The 21,674-nt window shown below is 59.4% G+C and carries 20 protein-coding genes, 1 tRNA gene and 1 pseudogene; 7 read left to right on the forward strand and 15 right to left on the reverse strand.

Annotated features, from left to right (window positions below; all coding sequences use genetic code 11):
* Nucleotides 1-2 precede the first annotated feature (2 nt).
* Together OZ428_RS23470 and OZ428_RS23475 are read left to right on the forward strand one after the other, a co-directional pair.
* Nucleotides 3-1,031: a methionine synthase gene (locus tag OZ428_RS23470; protein ID WP_269131489.1), complete on the forward strand. Its 1,029-nt coding sequence runs from the start codon at nucleotides 3-5 to the stop codon at nucleotides 1,029-1,031.
* 100 nt (nucleotides 1,032-1,131) lie between these two features.
* Nucleotides 1,132-1,644 carry a flavin reductase family protein gene (locus tag OZ428_RS23475; protein ID WP_269131490.1) on the forward strand — a complete coding sequence of 171 codons (513 nt, stop codon included), beginning with the start codon at nucleotides 1,132-1,134 and terminating at the stop codon, nucleotides 1,642-1,644.
* Between the two features lie 114 nt (nucleotides 1,645-1,758).
* Here the strand turns inward: OZ428_RS23475 and OZ428_RS23480 are convergent, their stop codons facing one another.
* The 5 genes and pseudogenes from OZ428_RS23480 to OZ428_RS23500 form a co-directional block, all read right to left on the reverse strand.
* Nucleotides 1,759-2,298 carry a hypothetical protein gene (locus tag OZ428_RS23480; protein ID WP_269131491.1) on the reverse strand — a complete coding sequence of 180 codons (540 nt, stop codon included), beginning with the start codon at nucleotides 2,296-2,298 and terminating at the stop codon, nucleotides 1,759-1,761.
* 153 nt (nucleotides 2,299-2,451) lie between these two features.
* On the reverse strand, nucleotides 2,452-2,784 hold the full coding sequence (locus OZ428_RS23485; protein ID WP_269131492.1) for a hypothetical protein: 333 nt from the start codon (nucleotides 2,782-2,784) through the stop codon (nucleotides 2,452-2,454).
* A gap of 32 nt (nucleotides 2,785-2,816) precedes the next feature.
* Nucleotides 2,817-3,077, reverse strand: a pseudogene (locus tag OZ428_RS23490) (DUF637 domain-containing protein); the annotation flags it as partial.
* A gap of 121 nt (nucleotides 3,078-3,198) precedes the next feature.
* Nucleotides 3,199-3,274 (reverse strand) — tRNA-Asn (locus OZ428_RS23495).
* A 60-nt stretch (nucleotides 3,275-3,334) separates the two neighbouring features.
* Nucleotides 3,335-4,231, reverse strand: a complete 897-nt coding sequence (locus OZ428_RS23500) for a LysR family transcriptional regulator (RefSeq protein WP_269131493.1) — start codon at nucleotides 4,229-4,231, stop codon at nucleotides 3,335-3,337.
* Nucleotides 4,232-4,332: 101 nt separating this feature from the next.
* Here OZ428_RS23500 and lldD point away from each other — a divergent pair, with 101 nt between their 5' ends.
* Nucleotides 4,333-5,463: an FMN-dependent L-lactate dehydrogenase LldD gene (gene lldD, locus OZ428_RS23505; protein WP_269131494.1), complete on the forward strand. Its 1,131-nt coding sequence runs from the start codon at nucleotides 4,333-4,335 to the stop codon at nucleotides 5,461-5,463.
* Here the strand turns inward: lldD and OZ428_RS23510 are convergent.
* From OZ428_RS23510 to OZ428_RS23520, 3 genes are read right to left on the reverse strand one after another with little or no spacing between them, the layout of a single operon-like run.
* Entirely contained in the window at nucleotides 5,460-6,692 is a 1,233-nt protein-coding gene (locus OZ428_RS23510; RefSeq protein ID WP_033900954.1) for a CaiB/BaiF CoA transferase family protein, read from the reverse strand. The two genes, lldD and OZ428_RS23510, sit on opposite strands and share 4 nt — an antisense overlap.
* Before the next feature lie 26 nt (nucleotides 6,693-6,718).
* A complete protein-coding gene (locus tag OZ428_RS23515) occupies nucleotides 6,719-8,248 on the reverse strand; it encodes a 3-hydroxyacyl-CoA dehydrogenase (RefSeq protein ID WP_269131495.1) in 1,530 nt (509 codons plus the stop codon).
* Nucleotides 8,249-8,250: 2 nt separating this feature from the next.
* Entirely contained in the window at nucleotides 8,251-9,036 is a 786-nt protein-coding gene (locus tag OZ428_RS23520) for an enoyl-CoA hydratase (RefSeq protein WP_033900950.1), read from the reverse strand.
* A 262-nt stretch (nucleotides 9,037-9,298) separates the two neighbouring features.
* On the opposite strand from OZ428_RS23520, the gene OZ428_RS23525 reads away from it, so the two are divergent.
* The 4 genes from OZ428_RS23525 (at nucleotide 9,299) to OZ428_RS23540 (ending at nucleotide 13,931) form a co-directional block, all read left to right on the forward strand.
* Nucleotides 9,299-10,144: an IclR family transcriptional regulator gene (locus tag OZ428_RS23525; protein ID WP_156487837.1), complete on the forward strand. Its 846-nt coding sequence runs from the start codon at nucleotides 9,299-9,301 to the stop codon at nucleotides 10,142-10,144.
* Between the two features lie 69 nt (nucleotides 10,145-10,213).
* A complete protein-coding gene (locus OZ428_RS23530; RefSeq protein ID WP_269131496.1) occupies nucleotides 10,214-11,368 on the forward strand; it encodes an acyl-CoA dehydrogenase family protein in 1,155 nt (384 codons plus the stop codon).
* A 54-nt stretch (nucleotides 11,369-11,422) separates the two neighbouring features.
* Nucleotides 11,423-12,697 carry an MFS transporter gene (locus OZ428_RS23535; protein ID WP_033900945.1) on the forward strand — a complete coding sequence of 425 codons (1,275 nt, stop codon included), beginning with the start codon at nucleotides 11,423-11,425 and terminating at the stop codon, nucleotides 12,695-12,697.
* A 307-nt stretch (nucleotides 12,698-13,004) separates the two neighbouring features.
* Nucleotides 13,005-13,931 (forward strand): GGDEF domain-containing protein, encoded by a 927-nt coding sequence (locus tag OZ428_RS23540; RefSeq protein ID WP_016976404.1) that lies wholly within the window; start codon nucleotides 13,005-13,007, stop codon nucleotides 13,929-13,931.
* Nucleotides 13,932-13,952: 21 nt separating this feature from the next.
* On the opposite strand, the gene OZ428_RS23545 is transcribed toward OZ428_RS23540, so the two are convergent.
* The 7 genes from OZ428_RS23545 to OZ428_RS23575 all read right to left on the reverse strand — a co-directional run bounded on the left by OZ428_RS23545 (nucleotide 13,953) and on the right by OZ428_RS23575 (nucleotide 21,649).
* Nucleotides 13,953-14,720 (reverse strand): TenA family transcriptional regulator, encoded by a 768-nt coding sequence (locus tag OZ428_RS23545; protein WP_426216384.1) that lies wholly within the window; start codon nucleotides 14,718-14,720, stop codon nucleotides 13,953-13,955.
* Between the two features lie 79 nt (nucleotides 14,721-14,799).
* On the reverse strand, nucleotides 14,800-17,262 hold the full coding sequence (locus OZ428_RS23550) for an EAL domain-containing protein (RefSeq protein WP_269131498.1): 2,463 nt from the start codon (nucleotides 17,260-17,262) through the stop codon (nucleotides 14,800-14,802).
* A 71-nt stretch (nucleotides 17,263-17,333) separates the two neighbouring features.
* Nucleotides 17,334-19,136: an ABC transporter ATP-binding protein gene (locus OZ428_RS23555; RefSeq protein ID WP_061449146.1), complete on the reverse strand. Its 1,803-nt coding sequence runs from the start codon at nucleotides 19,134-19,136 to the stop codon at nucleotides 17,334-17,336.
* Nucleotides 19,129-19,731, reverse strand: coding sequence for a DsbA family protein (locus OZ428_RS23560; RefSeq protein WP_174890965.1), 603 nt, complete (start codon nucleotides 19,729-19,731; stop codon nucleotides 19,129-19,131). The genes OZ428_RS23555 and OZ428_RS23560 overlap by 8 nt, the downstream gene beginning before the upstream one ends.
* 36 nt (nucleotides 19,732-19,767) lie before the next feature.
* On the reverse strand, nucleotides 19,768-20,709 hold the full coding sequence (gene trhO, locus OZ428_RS23565) for an oxygen-dependent tRNA uridine(34) hydroxylase TrhO (protein ID WP_033900937.1): 942 nt from the start codon (nucleotides 20,707-20,709) through the stop codon (nucleotides 19,768-19,770).
* A gap of 118 nt (nucleotides 20,710-20,827) precedes the next feature.
* On the reverse strand, nucleotides 20,828-21,124 hold the full coding sequence (locus OZ428_RS23570; protein WP_038847405.1) for a BolA family protein: 297 nt from the start codon (nucleotides 21,122-21,124) through the stop codon (nucleotides 20,828-20,830).
* A 6-nt stretch (nucleotides 21,125-21,130) separates the two neighbouring features.
* Nucleotides 21,131-21,649 (reverse strand): DUF2059 domain-containing protein, encoded by a 519-nt coding sequence (locus OZ428_RS23575; RefSeq protein WP_010567461.1) that lies wholly within the window; start codon nucleotides 21,647-21,649, stop codon nucleotides 21,131-21,133.
* Between the last annotated feature and the right edge of the window lie 25 nt (nucleotides 21,650-21,674).

Genomic DNA, 21,674 nt, shown 5'->3' on the forward strand with positions numbered 1-21,674 from the left:
TCGTGAAAAAATTACTACCGACTTCAACCGCTGGCAGCTTGCCTAAACCTGCTTGGCTTGCACAACCTGAAACGTTATGGTCCCCCTGGAAACTGCAAGACGAGGAACTGGTTGAGGGCAAACAGGACGCTTTGCGCTTGTCGTTGCAGGAACAACAACAAGCCGGCATTGATATCGTCAGCGATGGCGAACAAACACGCCAACACTTCGTCACCACCTTTATTGAACACCTTGACGGCGTTGATTTTGAAAAGCGTGAAACCGTCCGGATTCGTGATCGCTATGATGCCAGCGTACCGACGGTCGTTGGCGCGGTTTCTCGCCAAAAGCCCGTGTTTGTTGAAGACGCCAAGTTCTTGCGCCAGCAAACCAAGCAGCCGATAAAGTGGGCGCTGCCAGGCCCCATGACCATGATCGACACGCTGTATGACAACCACTATAAAAGTCGCGAAAAACTGGCGTGGGAATTCGCCAAGATTCTCAATCAGGAAGCCAGGGAACTTGAGGCCGCGGGTGTCGACATCATCCAGTTTGACGAGCCGGCCTTTAACGTCTTTTTTGACGAGGTGAATGATTGGGGCGTTGCCACCCTGGAAAGGGCCATTGAAGGCCTTAAATGTGAAACCGCGGTGCATATTTGCTATGGCTATGGCATCAAGGCCAATACCGACTGGAAAAAGACGCTGGGTTCAGAGTGGCGCCAATACGAAGAAGCTTTTCCAAAGCTGCAAAAGTCCAGCATCGATATCATCTCGCTGGAATGTCACAACTCCCATGTCCCCATGGATTTGATCGAACTCATTCGCGGCAAAAAAGTGATGGTAGGCGCCATTGACGTGGCCAACCACACCATTGAAACCCCCGAGGAAGTCGCCAATACCCTACGCAAAGCACTTCAATTTGTAGACGCCGACAAGCTCTACCCTTGCACCAATTGCGGCATGGCCCCGCTGCCTCGCCAGGTAGCCAGAGGCAAGCTGAGCGCGCTGAGTGCAGGTGCGGAAATCGTTCGAAGAGAGCTCTCGAACTAGTGCTGGGCGAAGGCCGGAAGAGGAGCATGGCAGGGAAGAAAATGCCGCACCACTTCAGGCCTTCACGCTTTCGAACAGCACTCACTATTCAGGATTGACTATGTCACGTCCCAATACCGCTATCGAGCCATTGAGCTTTCGCGAAGCGCTCGGACACTATGCATCCGGTATCACGGTGATCACATCCCATGTGGATGACGAGCCCATTGGCTTCACTTGCCAGTCGTTCTATAGCGTGTCAATGAACCCACCACTGGTGTCATTCAGCGTCATGTCCAACTCGGCCAGCTATCCCAAGATCCGCCAGGCAGGACGGTTCGCAGTCAATATCCTGTCAGCTGAGCAGGTCAGGATTTCCAACCAGTTCGCCCGTCGAGGCACGGATAAATGGCACGGCATCGAATGGCAGGAATCGCCGCTGGGTAATCCGGTCATTGCCGGGAGCCTGCACTGGCTGGATTGTGAAATCCACGCCGAGCACGTCGCGGGTGATCACCTGATCGTGATTGGTGAAGTGAAAGCGCTGGATTTAGCCAAAGAGGCTGTTGCGACGCGGCCATTGCTGTATTTCAAAGGGCAATATTGCAACATCGCCACGCATGGCGTGGTTTGAATGGCTAACTAGGCTGCTCTCTTTTTTCAACGCAAAAAAAGCCTGCTTCTCTGCAGGCTTCCCGGCAGCCCCAGTAACCCCAGTAACCCCAGTAGCTTTTGCTGCACCGCTACTTTAGCGCGGAACTTTTTCAATGCGGCTAAAGGCATCGATGTAAGCAGCCTTCAACGCAAGACTAACAGCGTTTAGTGTTTCGGACTTAAGATAGGCTAGATTCTGACTAACCACTTCTTGTCCTGCCCTCTTTATTTTCACGCGTGACTGCCCGGTATATTTAGCCGTTCCGATATACACAGAGAGCCTCGCTTCGCACGCATAATAATCAGGACTGTTCCAAGTTTTGACAAAAATCCGGTCGATCTCGACTCTGGTTTTTATGCTCGCGTCTGCATCAGATCCGAGAGACCGCTTGGTGAACTCAGACCAATCGGTGACTGGGATATTAGCGAACCCCTCGTACAGGCCCACGTGATAGTTGGCCGCATGCCACACCACCTTACTACGCTCGGAACAGGGAGTGCAGCGCTCATCGCCAGATATACTGATTATCGTTGAGTGAATGGTTTTATTTTTGATCGCAGACAGTTCTGCGTCTGGGGTGTAGGCCGCGAAGTGCAGTTGATTGGTTACACAGCCGGACAAAAGAAACAACATAACCAACACCATACTAGATCTCACCACAACTCCTCCTTCTCTCGCAAGCACTTATACAATCACGACATTATTCAATCCTGAAACAGGGTTAAACCTATTTCAAGCCTAGGCAGTAACAGATCACCGAAAAAACTGGACAAATTTATTTTCTACTCAGCCTAGTAAAGGGTTAATAAATAAATCTGGCCCCTTTTTTCTACTCGACATTAAAGAGACAGGAAATTCGATGCTTTCACCTTCTACGTAGTGCCAGGTTAGTAGAGATAGTTTTTTTGATACATCACGATCAATCGGCATAAAATCCATTAAAAAACTTTCCAGTTTGTCGCCATATTCGATGCCTTTGATATCACCATCCTTTCGCAGTTTCCCTTCAAAATTAATATCAACGCCATCAACTTCAAAAACATAGACAATTTTACATGTATTTCCACAGTAAAAAATTGACTTAACATCAAGACTACTGCTTGCAGAAAGAATACCCATTCCAGACCTCCTTAAACTTGTCAACATCCATTTTACACTGAGCCCATTGAAAGGATCGCTGCAATTACATGCCCTGCATCAACTACCGTTTCGTTGACACCCACCGCCAGTGCTCCGATTCTAAAGTCACCACCCGTTGCTTTCGAAAGCAAGCCGCCTTCCATTGCATGAACGATTATCTTGGGTGGATAACCATCGGTAAGCACGCCTCTGGTGTAGTCGCCAACAGCATTAAAACTCGCGGCGACCAGGGTATTGAACAGTACACCTTGCAGGGCATCGCCAAAATCTCCTCTGAATCGTAGGATTAGAGACGGCTTCATGCTGGCCACGCTGTGCGCGTTGATCACCCCGGAGAAATCCGAGGCAAAAAAAAAGCCTGCATCTCTGCAGGCTTCTCTTTGTGTTGCTATCTGGCTCCACGACCTGGACTCGAACCAGGGACCCAATGATTAACAGTCATTTGCTCTACCAACTGAGCTATCGCGGAATGCGCCGTATGTTACTGATTAAAAAGGATAAGTCAAGCCTTCTCCGGCATTTGGCGTGATTAAACCGGATGATCGGTTGAATCGGCGTGTTCCCTGGCCAACTCCAGCCACGCCAGCGCGGCAGGTGGCAGGTGGGCGCTGGTGCGCCAGGCCAGAGCGATGTGCCAGTCGGTGTGGGGTTCGTCCAAGGGAATCAGGGCGATGCCCGCGTGTTGATGCTTGTACGCCAGCATGCGTGGCACAAAGGCTACGCCCAGTCCGGCGGCGACCAGATCGATGATGAAGTCGATCTGCCCGCTGCGTGCGGTCACCTTGGGGCTGACGCCTTTGCGCTCGCAGGCTGCGAGGATCTTGCCGTTGAGGGCGAAGCCGGCTTCGAACAAGATGAAAGGAGAATCCGCCAGGTCGGTGAAGTCGATGCGACTGCGTTGGGCCAACGGATGACTGATGGGCAACACGGCCATCAAAGGTTCATTGCGCACGGGCTGGTAATCGAAATCTTCGTCTACCGGCAGCAGCAGCGCCGCCAGGTCGACCTCCCCCGCCTCCAGGCATTCGCGCAACTTTTTGCTGCCGTACTCGGTGAGTTCGATGTCGATATCCGGGTAGCGGCTGCGGTAGGTCGCAAACATCGTCGCAAACAGCACACCGCAACCTACCGGCGGCAGGCCGATGCGCAGCACGCCACGTTTTAAACCACGCAGGTCGTTGATCTCGGCCACCAAATCGTTGCGCTCGGCGAGCAGCACCAAGGCGCGGCGGTAGGCGATTTCGCCGGCGGCAGTGAGTTCGTTGCGGTGGCCCAGGCGATTGAGCAGCGGCGTGCCCAGTTCATCTTCCAGGGTCTTGACCGCCTTGCTGACGGTGGATTGGGTCAGGGACACCACCTCGGCAGCCTGGGAAAAACCGCCCTGTCGCACCACTTCGACAAAGGCGCGCAACGTTCTCAGGTTCATCAGTATTCCTTTGGCGACTGGCTACCAGCGATAAAAGTTGTTTTTATCATGCCAGAGAATTGCCTATCCTGAACCCACCTTGCCTTGTGGAGCCCCCAATAATGATCATCTCGTCCGCCTCCGACTACCGTGCAGCCGCCAAGCGCAAGCTGCCGCGCTTCCTGTTCGACTACATCGACGGCGGCGCCTACGCCGAGCACACGCTGCGCGCGAACAGTTCGGACCTGGCCGAGATCAGCCTGCGCCAACGCATCCTGCGTAATGTGGACAACCTGAGCCTGAAGACCACGCTGTTCGGCCAGGCGCTGGACATGCCGGTGATCCTCAGCCCGGTGGGCTTGACCGGCATGTACGCACGACGTGGCGAAGTGCAGGCGGCCAAGGCAGCGGCGAACAAAGGCATTCCGTTCTGCCTGTCGACGGTGTCGGTGTGCCCGATTGAAGAGGTGGCATCGCAGAGCGCCCAGGCGATCTGGTTCCAGCTGTATGTGCTCAAGGACCGTGGTTTCATGCGCAATGCGCTGGAGCGCGCCCAGGCTGCCGGCATCACTACACTGGTGTTTACCGTGGATATGCCCACGCCCGGCGCGCGTTATCGCGATGCGCACTCGGGCATGTCCGGCCCGTTCGCAGCACAGCGGCGCATGCTGCAAGCCGTCACCAAGCCGCAATGGGCCTTCGATGTAGGACTGATGGGCCGTCCCCATGACCTGGGCAATATCTCCAAGTACCTGGGCAAACCCACCCACCTGGAAGACTACATCGGCTGGCTGGCGAACAATTTCGACGCCTCCATCAGTTGGAAAGATCTGGAGTGGATCCGCGAATTCTGGAAAGGCCCGATGATCATCAAAGGCATTCTCGACCCGCAGGACGCCAAGGACGCGGTGAGTTTCGGCGCCGACGGCATCGTGGTCTCCAACCATGGCGGTCGCCAGCTGGACGGCGTGCTGTCCACCGCCAAGGCCTTGCCGCCGATTGCCGATGCGGTGGGCGATGACCTCACGGTACTGGTGGACTCCGGCATCCGCTCCGGGTTGGACGTGGTGCGCATGCTGGCCCTGGGCGCCAAGGCCTGCCTGCTGGGCCGCGCCACCGCCTACGCGCTGGCCGCCGACGGCCAACACGGCGTGGAAAACCTGCTGGACATCTTCGCCAAGGAAATGCGCGTGGCCATGACGCTGACCGGCGTCACCTCCATCGCGCAGATCGACCGCTCTACCCTGGTCTAACCCTGCTGCTCGACGATCCCACGGGCCTTGAGTTGGGCCAGTTGCTCCGCCGACAAGCCCAACCGCTCACCGAGGATGTCGTCGGTGTGCTGCCCCAGCCTCGGCGCCGGCCGCACGTATTCCACGGGCGTGCCGGACATTTTTATCGGGCTGCCGACCATGGCGAAATCCGGGTTCTGCGGGTGTGGAATCTTCACCATCAGGTTACGTGCGATCACCTGGGGTTCTTCCAAAGATTGCGCAATCGAGTTGATCGCCCCCACCGGCACCTTCGACGCATGGATGCACGCCACCCACTCATCGGCGCTGCGCCCCAGGAAGTGCGCCGAGAGCAACGCAACGATCTCTTCGCGATGGGCCACGCGGTCGGCATTGCGACAAAAGCGCGGGTCCTGCGGCAAGTGCGGCAGGCCGATGCTCTGGCACAGGGCGATGAACTGGCTGTCATTGCCGCAGGCGATGATGAAGTCACGGTCGGCGGCGCGGAACACCTGGTAAGGCACGATGTTGGCGTGGGCATTGCCGTAACGCTGCGGCACCTTGCCTGATGCCAGGTAGTTCATGCTCTGGTTGGCCAACGTGGCGACCTGCACGTCCAACAACGCCATATCGATGTATTGGCCAACGCCGGTGCGCTCACGGCTGAGCAATGCGGCCTGGATTGCCACGGTGGAATACAGGCCGGTCATCAGGTCGGAAAACGCCACGCCAACTTTTTGCGGGCCGCCGCCCGGCAAATCATCACGCTCGCCGGTGATGCTCATTAAGCCGCCGATGCCCTGGATGATGAAGTCGTAACCCGGCTCTTCGGCACGCGGCCCGGTCTGGCCGAAACCGGTGATGGAGCAATACACCAGGCGCGGATTGATCTCGGCCAGGGTCGCGTAATCCAAGCCATAACGGGCCAGGGAGCCGGCCTTATAGTTCTCGATCAGGACATCCGAGCTGGCCGCCAATGCGCGTACCAACTCCTGACCTTCGGGCGTGGCCATGTCGATGGCCACGGATAACTTGCCGCGATTGGTCGACTGATAATAAGAAGCCTCGCCAGATGATTCGCCAGTGTCGGTCTTCATCCAAGGCGGCCCCCACGCACGGGTGTCGTCGCCGCTTTTCGGGCGTTCGATCTTGACCACTTCCGCGCCAAGGTCGGCCAACACTTGCCCACACCAGGGGCCGGCCAACACACGGCTTAAATCCAGTACCCGCAAACCTGTCAATGCACCCATTGTTCTTATCCTGTGAGGTTGGGAAATCAGCCGGCTGTCGGCTCTTCATGGCGCAGGGAAACACCCAGCATCGCCCGCCGCCGCAGCCAGGGGCTGGGACGGTAACGCGGGTCATGGGTGAGTTCGCTCATGCGCTGCAAAATCGTGAGAATGCGCCGAGGCCCAAGCGCATCGCCCCAAGCCAGCGGACCCTTGGGGTAACCGAGGCCGAGTTGCACGGCCTGGTCGATATCTTCGACGCTGGCGATGCGCTGCTGGGCAATGTCACAGGCCAGGTTGACCACCATCGCCAGGGTGCGCTGGGCGACGAAAGCGACGCTGTCGCCGATCACCGTGACGCCCACGCCGTCCGACGCCAGCAAGGCGTGAGCCGCATCGCGCATGGCGGGCGAAGTCAGCGGGTTTTGCATCAGCGTGCGATGGCGCGACAGGTCCGTCAGCAGGTCGATGCACAGGGTGCGCGCAGGGTCGGTATCGAAGCGCACGCAGGCGCTGGTGGCGTCGCGGCCATACGGGGCCAGCAGGCACAACGCCTCAGGCGAAGGTTGCGCAGCGTGTTCCAGGTGGGCGCCCAGATTGATCACCAGGGCGCTCAAGCGTTCGTAGTCTTCACTGTTTTCCGTGGCGATCCATACCGGCGGTTGTTGTTGCACCGTGGGCACTGGCTGGGGCTGCGGGCCGTTGATGAGCTGGCCGTTTTCATACTGATAGAACCCGTGGCCGGTCTTGCGGCCAAGGCGGCCGCCCACCAGCATCTGCCGGGTCAGGGGCGAGGGTTTGTAGCGCGGTTCCTGATAGAACTGGTTGTAGATCGACTCCATCACCGGGTGCGACACATCCAGGCCGGTGAGGTCCAGCAACTCCAACGGCCCCATCCGGAACCCGGCGCCGTCGCGCAGGATGCGGTCGATATCACCGCGCTCGGCAATGCCCTCATCCAGCATCTTCAACGCTTCGGTGCCATAGGCACGGCCGGCGTGGTTGACGATGAAACCCGGCGTGTCCTTGGCGCGCACACCGCGATGGCCGATGCGTGCAACCAGGGCCAGCAGCGCGTCGCCCACCTTTGGCGCGGTGGCCAAACCATCGATCACCTCCACCACGCGCATCAGCGGCACCGGGTTGAAGAAGTGCAGCCCGGCCACGCGTTCAGGGTGTCGGCAACCGGTGGCGATGGCCGTGACAGACAGCGAGGAGGTGTTGGTGGCGAGGATACAGGTCGGGCTGACGATGCCTTCCAGCTGTTGCAGTAGGCCGCGTTTGGCGTCGAGGTTTTCCACGATGGCTTCGACGACCAGGTCGCAATCGCACAGGTCATCAATCGCCTCGGCAACCCGCAGGTTGGCCAGCGCCGCCGCCATCGCGGCCTGGCTGATCTTGCCCTTGCCCACCAACTTGGCGAAAGTGCCGCTGAGATTATCCCGAGCCGATTGCGCAGCGCCTTCACGGACATCGAACAGACGCACCACCACACCGGCCTGGGCCGCGATTTGTGCGATACCGGCGCCCATGACGCCCGTGCCCACCAGCCCCATCGTATTCAAGGTGTCGGTCATGCTTATTCCCCCCGATAATGCGGCGTGCGTTTCTCGAAGAACGCCGCGGCGCCCTCCTTCTGGTCCTTGGAATCGAACAGCAACTGGAATGCCTTGCGCTCCAGCACCAAAGCGCTTTCCAGCGGCAGGTCGGCGCCGGCCAGCATCACCTCCTTGATCTGCTCCACCGCCAACGGCGGCAATGCGGCAATCTGCGCGGCCAGCTCCAGGGCGCGGGGCAGTGTCTGGTCGTCGCTGACCATTTCGCTGAGCATGCCGATGGCCAGGGCTTCTTTCGCGCTGACCATGCAGCCCGTGAGTGCAATGCGCATCGCCTGGAATTTACCCACCGCGCGGATCAGACGTTGAGTGCCGCCCGCGCCAGGCATCAAGCCGAGCTTTACTTCCGGCTGGGCAAATCGTGCCGACTCGCCCGCCACGATCAGGTCGCAATGCATCGCCAGCTCGCAGCCACCGCCCAGGGCAAAACCGTTGACGGCGGCAATCACCGGCTTGGGGCAACGGCTGATGGCTTCCCACAGGTATTCCGTGTGGCGACGGTACATATCGATCGCGCCCGCACTGGCAAACTCCTTGATGTCCGCGCCGGCCACGAAGAATTGCTCGCCACCGGTCAGCACGATGGCGCGCACATCCTGGCGTCGGGACAGCGCGCGGAAGTGCTCGGCGAGGGCTTCGCGCACCTGGGCGTTGAGGGCGTTTTTCACTTCAGGGCGGTGGATACGCACCACGGCCACGCCATTGTCATGGACGTCGAGGGTCACCACGGGTGGGTTAGCGCTGGTCACATTCACTCCTGCTGCACGGTTCTTGTTAGTTGGATTGCCATATGTTTCGCTGTGCGAAATAACATTCCGTATTTGTCGATTAGCATAAGTACCGACCCCGCAGGTGTAAACGAAAAAACCCAAGCAACGCTCAAAACAGCGACTAACTCACTGTTTCAAAGGGATTTATCCTTGGAGAAAATCACTGATCAAAAAGTTGATTAGTTTCGCTGTGCGGAATACTATTTTGTTTTGTTGATTTTATAAAAAAATGAGGATTACCATGCGCCGTCGAAACCCCGAGCCGGACAGCACCGAAGTTTCCGCTTTCGAGCACGTGTTGATCGACCCGATGAACAACGATGAGGAGGAAGACAAGGACCGCCAGTTCGTCACCGCGCTGGCCCGAGGCCTGGAACTGCTGCGCTGTTTTACGCCGAGCGAGAGCGTATTGGGCAACCAGGAACTGGCGCGCAAGACCGGGTTGCCGAAACCGACGATCACCCGCATGACCCACACCCTGACCCGCCTGGGTTACCTCAAGCACCTGCCGCAGTCGGGCCGGTACCAGTTGGATGTGGGCGTGATGGCCTTCGGTTACGCGATGTTGTCGAACCTGTCGATCCGCGCCGTGGCGCATCCGTTGATGGAGACCATGGCCAAGTACGCCCAGGCGGCCGTCGCGATGGCCACTCGGGACCGCCTCGACGCGGTGTACCTGGACGTGGTCCAGGGCGAAGCGAACATGACCATGCGCCGCCAGGTCGGCACACGGTTGCCGTTGCACTTGAGTTCAGCAGGCCGCGCCTGCCTGGCAGCGATGCCGGAAAACGAGCGGGAGTTCATTCTCGACCATATCCGCCAGCGTCATCTGGAGGACTGGCCGAACATCCGCAAGGGGCTGGAACGCGCCTTCCGGGACTACACCGATTTCGGCTATTGCATGTCGATCGGTGAGTGGCACCGCGATGTCAACGCCATCGCCGTGCCCCTGCGACACGCACAACACGGCTTGCTGGCGTTCAACTGTGGCGGACCGAGTTTCCACCTCTCCCGGGAGAAACTCGAAGACGACATCGGCCCACGCCTCAAGCACATGGTGAACAATATCGAGGCCGCCACCCGCTAGCTGGACCGGTGCATGGCCTCGGCAGATTGACGATAACAGGCCCGCCGAACGGGCCGCTGAGGAATGCACATGATCCGAGACGCACAAACGCTTCATATCCTGGTGGACGCCATTGCGCAGTTCGTCGACGAAGCGCTGATCCCACGGGAAAACGAAGTCGCTGAGACCGATGAAATCCCGGCGGACATCGTCAGCCAGTTCCAGGACATGGGCCTGTTCGGCCTGACCATTCCCGAAGCCTACGGCGGCCTGGGCCTGACCATGGAAGAAGAGGTGACCATCGCCTTTGAACTGGGGCGCACCTCCCCGGCCTTCCGTTCCTACTTCGGCACCAACAATGGCATCGGCTCCATCGGTATCCTGCTGGATGGCACCGACGCCCAGAAAGAACACTACCTGCCGCTGTTGGCCAGCGGCGAGCTGCTCAGCTCGTTCTGCCTCACCGAGCCGGATTCGGGCTCCGACGCCGCCTCGCTGAAAACCACCGCCGTGCGCGATGGCGACCACTACGTGATCAACGGCACCAAGCGCTTTATCACCAACGCGCCCCACGCCGGGATTTTCACCGTGATGGCACGCACCGACCCAGCGATCCGTGGCTCGGCCGGAATCAGCGCGTTCATCATTGAACGTGACACGCCCGGCCTGTCCCTGGGCAAGCGCGACCACAAGATGGGCCAGCAAGGCGCCCACACCAGCGACGTGATCTTCGACAACGTGCGTGTGACCGCCAGCCAATTGATCGGCGGTGTGGAGGGCGTGGGTTTCAAGACTGCCATGAAGGTCCTCGACAAAGGCCGCCTGCACATCGCCGCCGTCAGCGTGGGTGCTGCCGAGCGCATGTTGAACGACGCGCTGAACTACGCAATCGAACGCAAGCAATTTGGCCAGCCGATTGCCGAGTTCCAGTTGATCCAGGCCATGCTCGCCGACAGCAAGGCCGAGATCTACGCCGCGCGCTGCATGGTGCTCGACGCCGCCCGCAAGCGCGACGAAGGTCAGGACATCGGCACCGAGGCGTCGTGTTCGAAGATGTTCGCCACCGAAATGTGCGGCCGCGTCGCTGACCGTTGCGTGCAGATCCACGGCGGCGCTGGCTATATCAGCGAGTACGCCATCGAACGTTTCTACCGGGATGTGCGCCTGTTCCGCCTGTATGAAGGCACCACGCAGATCCAGCAGCTGGTGATTGCCCGCAACATGATTCGCGCGGCGCAACGCTAGGACTCACCGCACCACCATACCCAATGCCCTAACAACTACAAGCAAGGTATCGCTATGGAAGTCGCCGCATCGGCGGGCGCGTTGTCGCCTGCAAAAAGCAAACTGTGGATCGTCGTTTTCATCTTCTGCTTCCTCGGCCTGTTGATCGATGGCGCGGACCTGATGTTGCTGTCCTACAGCCTCAGCAGCCTCAAGGCCGAGTTCGGCCTGACCAGCGTCGAAGCCGGCAGCCTGGGCAGCTTCACCTTGGCCGGCATGGCCATCGGTGGTATCTACGGCGGCTGGGCCTGTGACCGTTTCGGCCGGGTGAAAACCGTGGTGTGGAGCATCGTGCTGTTCTCCGTGGGCACGGCCATCCTGGGCATGACCCACAGCTATTGGCAGTTTGCAGCCACCCGGTTTTTCGCCTCCCTCGGCCTGGGCGCGCTGTATGTGGCGTGCAACACCTTGATGGCCGAATACGTGCCGACCCGCTACCGCACCACTGTGCTCGGCACCCTGCAAGCCGGTTGGTCGGTGGGCTACATCGTCGCCACCTTGCTGGCGGGATGGATTCTTCCGGAGCACGGCTGGCGCTGGTTGTTCTACGTGGCCATCATCCCGGTGATCCTCGCCGTGCTGATGCAGCGCTTGGTGCCTGAGCCTCAGGCCTGGTTGACCGCACGCGCCGAGCGGGCGAAAGACAAAGCCAACGGCAGCCAGCACGCCCTGAAGAAAAAGCCCGACGGCATGTTCAAGCTGATCTTCAGCGACCCCAAGGCCAGCCGCATGTTCCTGCTCTGGGCCCTGACCGCAGGCTTCCTGCAGTTCGGCTACTACGGCGTGAACAACTGGATGCCGTCGTACCTGGAAAGCGAATTGGGGATGAATTTCAAGTCGATGACCAGCTACATGGTCGGCACTTACGCGGCGATGATCTTCGGCAAGATCCTCGCGGGCCTGGCGGCGGACCGTCTTGGACGTCGCGCGGTGTTCGCGTTCGGCGCCCTGGGCACGGCGATCTTCCTGCCGGTGATCGTGCTGTTCCAGAGTCCCGAGAACATCCTGTGGATGCTGGTGGTGTTCGGCTTCCTGTATGGGATTCCCTACGGCGTCAATGCCACCTACATGACCGAAAGCTTCGAAGCGAAGTTTCGCGGTTCGGCGGTCGGCGGTGCGTACAACATCGGTCGTATCGGCGCAGCGGTGGCGCCGGCGGCGATCGGTTTCCTGGCGTCCCATGGCTCCATCGGCATGGGCTTTTTGGTGATGGGCGGTGCGTACTTTATCTGCGGTGTCATACCTGCGTTGTTTATTCGCGATAAACAGTTCGATCCGCAGAAACAGTAAGGTCACCGCTGAGTTGCCAAATAACTGGCGTCATCGTTCAGCGACTGTTTTTAGCGATAAAAACAGTCGCTTGATTTATAAGGGTTTTTATTGAGTTGAACCTATTTGGCATGAATCTCGCTCTAACCTCATTCAAGCAGGTTAAGCGATGACAAGACGTGCGGCAGTACCCAGGGGTTATAACCCTGTGTAAAGCGGTCTAAACTGTTACTCATGTTTTACGGAACTGAAGGAACAGTAAGACGCTTGGCACTCGCCACTCTCATCGAGCCTGTAAGACAGCCAAGTGCTTAGAGGCCGATCGCTTATGAAAACACCTACCCAGACCAACGCAATTGACTTTGACAGTGCCAAATTGCAACGCCTGGGGTTTGGTCAGCCATCCCTCCTCCCACGCCGCCCTACTACCCTTGCTCAACTTCGCCAGCAGTTGGGCCTGCAATTGCAGACCAGCCTGGAGCCGGAGCGCATCCTCGGTGTGTTCTTCCGTGAGATCCAACGCCTGGTGCCCCTGGATGCCTTGCAATACCGTCATCAAGCCAGCGACTTGCGCCTGGAATTCGGCCATCGCGGCCACCACTCAGTGAGCTATAGCCTGAGCCATGAAGGCGAGCACCTGGGCGAGCTGATCTTTCGTCGCAACCAACGCCTGGCAGAAGAAGAACTCGGCCAACTCGAATCCCTGCTGGCCACCTTGCTCTACCCGATGCGCAACGCCCTGCTCTACCGCGCCGCCACCCGCAGCGCCTTGCGCGACCCGCTGACCGAGACCGGTAACCGTATTGCCATGGACCAAACCCTGCAACGGGAAATCGACATGGCGCGCCGGCACCTCAACCCGTTGTCGTTGCTGATGCTGGACATCGATCACTTCAAGACCATCAACGACACTTACGGCCACGCCGCGGGCGATAAGGTGCTGCGCGCCGTGGCCGGGGCGATCAAGAGCCAGTTGCGTAACGTGGATATGGTGTTCCGGTTTGGCGGGGAAGAGTTTCTGATCCTGCTGTCCAACACGGGTCGCGATGCGGCGGCGATGGTCGGTGAACGACTGCGCCAAGCGGCACAGGCCCAGGATTATTGGGCGGATGACACGCGGATCGAATTGACGGTGAGCCTGGGTTGCTCGACCTTGCTGGCCGCCGAGTCTGCCGAAAGCCTGTTACGCCGGGCCGACAGCGCCTTGTACGTGGCCAAGCGAGAGGGTCGCAACCGCTTGGCAATGGCGGGGTAAAGCCCCGCCACTCCCGTTACATCACGCTTCGCTGGCGACCCGCGCCTGGCGCTCGCGCGCCACGGCTGGGGCTTTTTCTTTCTCCAGGCGCATGCAGCTTTCCAGGAACAGGTACATGTAGTCGTAGCTCTTGCACACGGCCTGGCGCAGCTCGGTTTGCAGTTCCTTGGTCGGGTTCATACCGGCCAGGGTGCAGATGATTTCCAGGGCTTCCCATGGGTGGGCATCATCGTACTGCGCGTGCATCTTCAGCCACTTCATCGCACGCTTGCGCTCTTCCTCTGGGAAGGCCGCCGCATAGACGCCGGTAGAGCACACCACGGCAGACCATTCACCGGTAGCCCCTTCGATCGCATAGTTGGTCGCGGCGATGGCCACGATCAGCGAGTCGGCAGAGCTGGTGTGCCAGCACCAATGGCTCAATGCATGCAGTTCCGGCGGTACGTTCTGGGCCTGCAATTCCTCCAGGCTCACGCCGTGGGCACGGGCCCAATGCACCCAATAGTCGGCGTGGTTGAGTTCCACACGAATATTACGCATCAGCCAGCGGCGCGCCATGTCCTCCCCAGGATGGCGGGCAAATTTGGTCTTGGTGAGGTTCTGTGCCATGTACAAGGCAAACTGTTCCACCACGGGCCATCCACCGATCAGGTAGTGGCGCATGGTCTTGGCGCTGAGGGTGTTGTCGCGCATACGCTGGTACAGTTCATGTTCGACAACGCGGCGCTTGCTCTCGCTACAGTCCAGGATCAGTTTCTGAGCCCAGGCGGGGTAACTGGAGGCTTCCATAAGCGGGCCGGTTCTGATGAATGTGTCGATCACTGTTAAGGCTCCTTTTTAAGTGTGATTGTACAGACCAGCAAATGTTTCAGCGGAATGTGCCGGGCGCCTTGAATAACAGAGGCTGCGGCCGCACAGGTCGACACTGCAAGCTATCAAAGGTAAACAATTGCGGTCGTTCAATCAGGTAGCCCTGAGCGTAATCCACACCAATTTCGAGTAATGCCTGTTCGATTTGCGGTGTCTCGACAAATTCAGCAATTGTGCGCTTACCCATGACATGGCCGATGTGGTTGATCACTTCGACCATCGCGCGGTTAATCGGGTCGTCCAGCATATCCTTTACGAAACTTCCATCGATCTTCAGGAAGTCTACAGGTAAATGTTTAAGATAGGCGAATGAGGACATTCCGGCACAAAAGTCATCCAACGAGAAATGACAGCCTAAGGCTTTGAGTTCATTAATAAAGCGGATCGCACTGCCTAAGTTTGCGATAGCACTGGTTTCAGTTATTTCAAAACAGATCATGCCCGGCGGAATACCGTATGTATGAAACTTCTCACGTAAAAACCCGAGGAAGTCATCGTCACCAATAGTGATGCCTGACAAATTGATCGCACACATGGCCATGGGGCGCCCCGGCCGCTCCTGTATGCATCGATTGATGATCTTGAACACATTCTCGACCACCCAACGGTCCAGGGACGTCATCAAGCCATAACGCTCAGCGGCCGGGATAAAGCTGTCGGGCAAGATGATACGACCGGCTTCGTCATGCAGGCGCAACAGGATCTCGATATGCCCATCGCCCCCGTCGGTATGCCCCAGGGGCGAGATTTCCTGGGCGTACAGGCAGAAGCGATTCTCTTCCAAGGCCATGTGCAGGCGCTGCACCCACGCCATTTCGCCAAACCGCAGGGACAGTTCCGAGTCATCGGCGTGGTAAACCTGCACGCGGTTGCGGCCTTTTTCCTTGGCCATGTAGCAGGCCATGTCGGCGGCGCGCAGTGAGGTTTCCAGCGTCGTCGGGGTTTGCCCCAGGTGCACCAGGCCAATGCTGACGGTGGTCATGAACGGCCGGCCCTTCCATACAAAATGCAGGCTTTGCACCGTATGGCGCAGGCTCTCGGCGATCTTTTCCGCCACCGCTGCCGGGCAGTTCTCCAGCAGGATCCCGAACTCATCACCGCCCAGCCGCGCCAGGGTATCGCCCTCGCGCAGGTCCGACTGCAGCAGCGCGCAGATATGCCGCAGCAATTCATCACCGGCCGCGTGGCCACAGGTGTCATTGACCAGTTTGAATTGGTCCAGGTCAAGAAACATCAACGCATGCCGCTCGCCCAAATGCTGCGCTGTGGGGTGCAGCACCTGCTCCAGGCGGAATTCGAATTCGCGGCGGTTGGCCAGGCCGGTCAGGGCGTCGTGGGTGGCCTGCCAGGACAGGTTGGCGATGTATTGACGCTCCTGGGTCATGTCATGCAATACCAGCACCGCCCCCGTGACCTTGCCGGCGCTGCGGATCGGCGCGCCCACCAGGGTCACCGAGACCGTGCTGCCATCCAGGCGCTGGATGGTCTTCGAATGCTCGCTGCCACCGCTGAGCTGGCCCTTGACGATGTGTTCGATCAGGGTGAAGCCGTCAGGTTGGGCATTGTCATCCAGCAGGTTGAACAGCGCCGCCAGGGGCAACCCCTGAGCCTGGGCCGAATTCCAGTGGGTCAGCGCCTCGGCCGCAGGGTTCATGTAAGTGATGGCGCCGTCGACGTCAGTGGTGATCACCCCATCGCCAATCGATTCCAGGGTGATCTGCGCACGCTCCTTTTCTTCTTGCAGGGCATCGGCAAACGCGTGGCGCTGGGTCAACAGCTTATGGGTTCGTAGCAGTGCCAGTACGATGAGGCCGAGGGCCGTGGCCAGGTTGGTAATCAGCAGCAACCTCAGGATCATCCGCGAGCCTTCGCCCAAGGCATCACTGAAAGCCTTGGCCGCCGGGGTCACCCCTTCGTTGATGGCGATGATATGGGCTTTCCACTGACGCACATCGTTGGCGCTCACCTGGTCGCGGGTGATTGAGCTGTGCATCTCCCGCGCCAGGTCATCCAATTGCACCAGGTAGCTATCGCCTACGGTCCACAGCTCGATGGCTTTTTCCAGGTAGCTGAAATGGCGGAAATTGAGGTACAGCCAGATCAAACTGGAGACGTCATCCGGGTGGTTGCCCCCCTTGAGGATGCCCAGGCGGGCAGCGCTGAGGTCTGGCGTGGATTGGTCCAGCGCAACGCGCAGTTCGTGCCCGCCCTGGGGCACGGCGATAGCCTGCTGGTATTTGAGGTAGGTGGCTTCGTCGCGGTTGTCGGCATAAAGCGTCAGGTAATAGATGGCATCTTTCTGGCCCTTGGACCACAGGCTTTCGCCTGCCACATAGCCCCGCACTGCCGAGAGCACGTAGAGACTGACGCAGCCTAACAATGCCTGGAACAGGACGACGGCGATAAAAGGCCAGACAATGCCCAGCAGCCGTGGCGTTCCGAGAGTCCGCTTTTGCTTCATGAAGCCCCTTGCACATGCACCGCTGGTTACGCACGCGAAAAACCGCTTCCGATAGCTCAGCCTAGGCTAAATCAACGAACTTGTTGCAAGTGCCCGTAGAGTTTGGCGTACAAGCCACCGTCAGCAATCAGCTGCTGATGGTCGCCGTCCTCGGCAATGTGACCGCCGTCGAACACCAATACTCGATCAGCCTGCTTAACCGCCGACAGACGGTGGGCGATAATCAGTGTAGTACGGCCGCTGAGGAACCGCGCCAGCGCCTGGTGCAGGTTGTATTCGGTGGCAGCATCGAGGGCGGAAGTCGCCTCGTCGAGGATCACCACTTTCGGTTCGGCCAATACCATGCGTGCAATCGCCAGGCGCTGACGCTGCCCACCAGAAAACCGCACCCCGGAACGCCCCACCACACTGTCCAGGCCCATGGGCAATGCCTTGACGGTAGCCTCCAGTTGGGCGATTTCCAGTGCCTGCCAGCATGCCTGGTCACTGCGTTCACGGCCCATGGTCAGGTTGGCGCGCACCGTGTCGTTGAACAGTGCCGGGTGTTGCAGCACCACGGCGACGTTTTCTCGAATGGTCTCCAGGCCGATTTCCTGCTGAGTGGCGCCACCAAAGCGGATAGTTCCAGCCTGTGGCGTATAAAGTCCGAGCAACAGTTGCACCAGGGTACTTTTGCCGCCGCCGCTCGCGCCGACGATGGCCACCTTTTCGCCGGGCGCGATGGCCAGGTTCAACTGGTCGAGGACCAAGTCTTCGCCATAACCAAAATTGAGGCCGCGCACTTCGATGCCGACGGTCTCACGCCCCACGAAGGGATCTTCGCCACCGGCGTATTGCGGCTCATCGGCACGCGCCAGCAGCTCGTTGATCCGCGTCAGCGCGCCGCCCGCCGCGTAGTAGGCGTATTGCAGGTTCAGCAATTGCTCCACCGGGCCGATCATGAACCACAAGTAGCTGAACACCGCGAGCATCTGGCCGATGGACAGGTCGGAGAACAACACGGTGAGCATCGCCGCAGCGCGGAAGATGTCGATACCGAACTGGAACAGCAAACCACTGGCGCGGCTGGAGGCGTCGGTTTTCCACTGGGAGTGGATCGCGTAGTCGCGCACTTCCTGGGCACGCTGGCCCAGACGCCCGAGGAAGAACCCCTGGCGGTTGCCGGCGCGGACTTCCTGAATTGCGTCCAGGGTTTCAGTCAGGGCCTGGGTAAACCGTGAGGTGCTGTCGTTTTCCAGCTTCTTCAGGTGTTTGACGCGCTTGCCCAACTGCACCGTGGCGTAGATCACCAGCGGGTTGAACAACAGGATCAGCAGCGCCAGTTGCCAATGCATCCACACCAGGATCGCCGAGGTGCCCACCAGCGTGAGCATGGCCACCAGGAAGCGGCTGAGGGTTTCGCCGACGAATTTGTCCAGCGTGTCGAGGTCGGTGACCAGATGAGTCGTGACCGTGCCGCTGCCCAGGCTTTCGTACTCGCCCAGGGAGATACGCTTGAGCCGCTCAATCAGGCGCACGCGGATGCGGTACACAATGTCCTTGGCCAATCGCGCAAACAAGCGCGCCTGCACTACGTTGAACACCAACGCACCACAGCGCAGGAACAGGGTCACCAGCAGCATCAGGCCGATATAGCCAGCCGCCTTCTGCCAGCCCAGCGGCAATGCGTGATTCATGACCTTGAGCGCCGCGTCGCCATGGCCCAGCAGGACTTCGTCCACCAGCAGCGGCAACAGCAACGGGATCGGCACGCTGCACAGGGTCGCCAGCACGGCGACGCCATTGGCGATCCACAGGGATTTCTTGTGACGCAGGGCCAGGCGGCGAATTTCCGCCCAGGTCAGGCGATCGGTGCGCTGGGCGGGTTCATGCACAGGTGGCTCGCTCCAGCCATCGGCCCAGCAGAGGCGATAGCTCGGACAGCGGCTGGTAACCGTTGGTCAGCAAGGCCAATTGACCATTGCGCTCGGCCAGTAGCGTCGGGAAACCAGCGATGCCCAAGTCCTGCACCCAGGTGAAATCCGCCGCCGTAGCCGCATGCTGCTCAGCGCGGTCAAACTCGCCGGCAAACTCGATACGCGGGATACCCGCCTGTTCCGCCAGTTCCACCAGCACACTGGCGAGGGTCACATCGCGGCCTTCCACATAGAACGCACGCTGGATCAGCCCCAGCAGCTTCCAGGCGCAGTCCGGCGCCAGGCTGCGGGCGGTGACAATGGCCCGGCACGCCGGTTCCGTGTCATATACAAAACCGTCGGGCAACGCACCTTCACGCTTGAACGGCTGGCCGGTGGCGTCGGTGACTGCCTGCCAGTGTTCCAGGATATAGCGCCGAGTGGTCGGCTCCAGCGCCGCGCCGCTGCCGGTGCGCAAGCCGCCCACCACCAGGTGCAGTTCCACGCCGGCCGCCTGGGCCTGCTCCACCAACGCCTCGGCCACCGGGGCAAACCCCCAGCACCAGGAACACATCGGGTCCATTACATAGAGCAGGCGCGCGGACATGGCTCAGGCCTCGGAAGGAGTTTGCTTGTAGTTGAAACCAATCGGGTGCGGCATGTTGCGGGCCTTGGCCAGCTCGATCTGCTTCTGGCGGTCGATCGCGCTGCGACGGGTCTTCTCCGGCAGCTTATCCCAGCAATGCGGGCAGCTGATGCCAGCTACGTAGTGCTCGGAGGCGCGGTCTTCGACGCTCACCGGTGTGCGGCAAGCATGACATTGATCGTAGTCGCCTTCGCTCAGGTCGTGGCGCACGGTCACGCGATTATCGAAAACAAAGCAGTCGCCCTGCCATTTGGTTTCGGCCTGCGGCACCTCTTCGAGGTACTTCAAGATGCCACCCTTGAGGTGATAGACCTCATCGAAGCCTTCGCTGAGCATGTAGCTCGACGCCTTCTCGCAGCGAATACCGCCGGTGCAGAACATCGCGACCTTCTTGTGCTTGGCCGGGTCGAAGTTGGCTTTGATGTAGTCGGGAAATTCGCGAAAACTGGTGGTTTTAGGGTCGATTGCGCCCTCAAAGGTGCCGATGGACACTTCGTAGTCGTTACGGGTGTCGATCAACAGCACTTCCGGGTCGCTGATCAGCGCGTTCCAGTCCTGCGGGTCGACATAGGTGCCGACTTTCTTGTTCGGGTCGACGCCTTCGACGCCCAGGGTCACGATCTCTTTCTTGAGCTTGACCTTGGTGCGATAGAACGGCTGGTCGTCGCAGTAGGATTCTTTGTGGTCGATGTCGACCATGCGCGGGTCGTTCTTCAACCAGGCCATTAGGCCGTCGATGCCTTCGCGGCTGCCGGAAACGGTGCCGTTGATGCCTTCTTCGGCGATCAGCAAAGTGCCTTTGATGCCGTTGTCGACCATCGCCTGCAGCAGTGGCTCGCGCAGGGCGACGTAGTCTTCGAGGGTGACGAACTTATACAGTGCCGCCACGACAATCGGTTGAGTCATGGGTGTTCTCTCCAGGTGGCTACCCTCGTAAAGGGTGAACCGGATGCAAAAAAAACGCGCCGGCTAAGCGGCGCGTTGCGGATTCTAACAAATGCCCGGTGTCAGAGACACCCGATCATCAGTCATGTCCGCCAGCGCAGGTCGGCGAGGCCGGGGCTGCGTCGATTTTCGCCCATTCCTCAGGCGTGTAGGTATGCAGCGCCAGCGCATGAAATTCGCTCATCAGGTCACCCAGGGTGGCGTAGACCTTCTGGTGGCGCTTGACGCGGTTGAGCCCCTCGAACTGCGGGCTGACCAGCACGGCCTTGAAGTGGGTCTGCAACCCACGGCTGTGCATATGGCTTTCGTCCAGCACGCTCAAGTGGTCGGTGCCCAGGGCGGCAAGCGCCGTTTCGATACGCTGTTGCATGGTCATTCCTGCTTACTTCTTCTTGGCCGGAGCGGCGGCTTTAGGCGTCAGCTCGTTGGTCATGTCTTCGAGCAGCTTGTTGACCACCGGCACGGCGCTTTCCAGCTTGGCTTGGGTCATCTGGGCCGATTGCTGGGTCAGCTGCGGCATTTTTTCCAGGACTTTCTTGCCCAATGGCGACTGGTAGAAGGCAACCAGGTCCTTGAGTTCGGATTCGCTGAAGTTGCTGGTGTAGAGCTTGACCATGTCCGGTTTCAGCTTCGGCCAGCCGATAGCCTGGTCCAGGGCGGCGTTGGCCTTGGCCTGGTAGCTGTCCAGTACGGACTGCTTGGCGGCAGGCGCCTTGGTCTGTTCGAAGCGCTGGGCGAACATTTGCTGCACTTGCATGTACACCGGGGTACCCAGCTTGTCGGCATGGGCCAGGGTAAGGAAGGCTTCGGCACTGGCGTTGTGGCTGGCGGTATCGGCAAAGACTTGGCCGCTGGCGCAAACCAGAGCAACCGCGGTACAGATGGCACGAAGACGAGTCATCGAGTTTCCTTTTCTAGCAGGCGAG

The organism is Pseudomonas sp. GXZC, assembly GCF_026967615.1.
Classification (GTDB): Bacteria; Pseudomonadota; Gammaproteobacteria; order Pseudomonadales; family Pseudomonadaceae; genus Aquipseudomonas; species Aquipseudomonas azotoformans_A.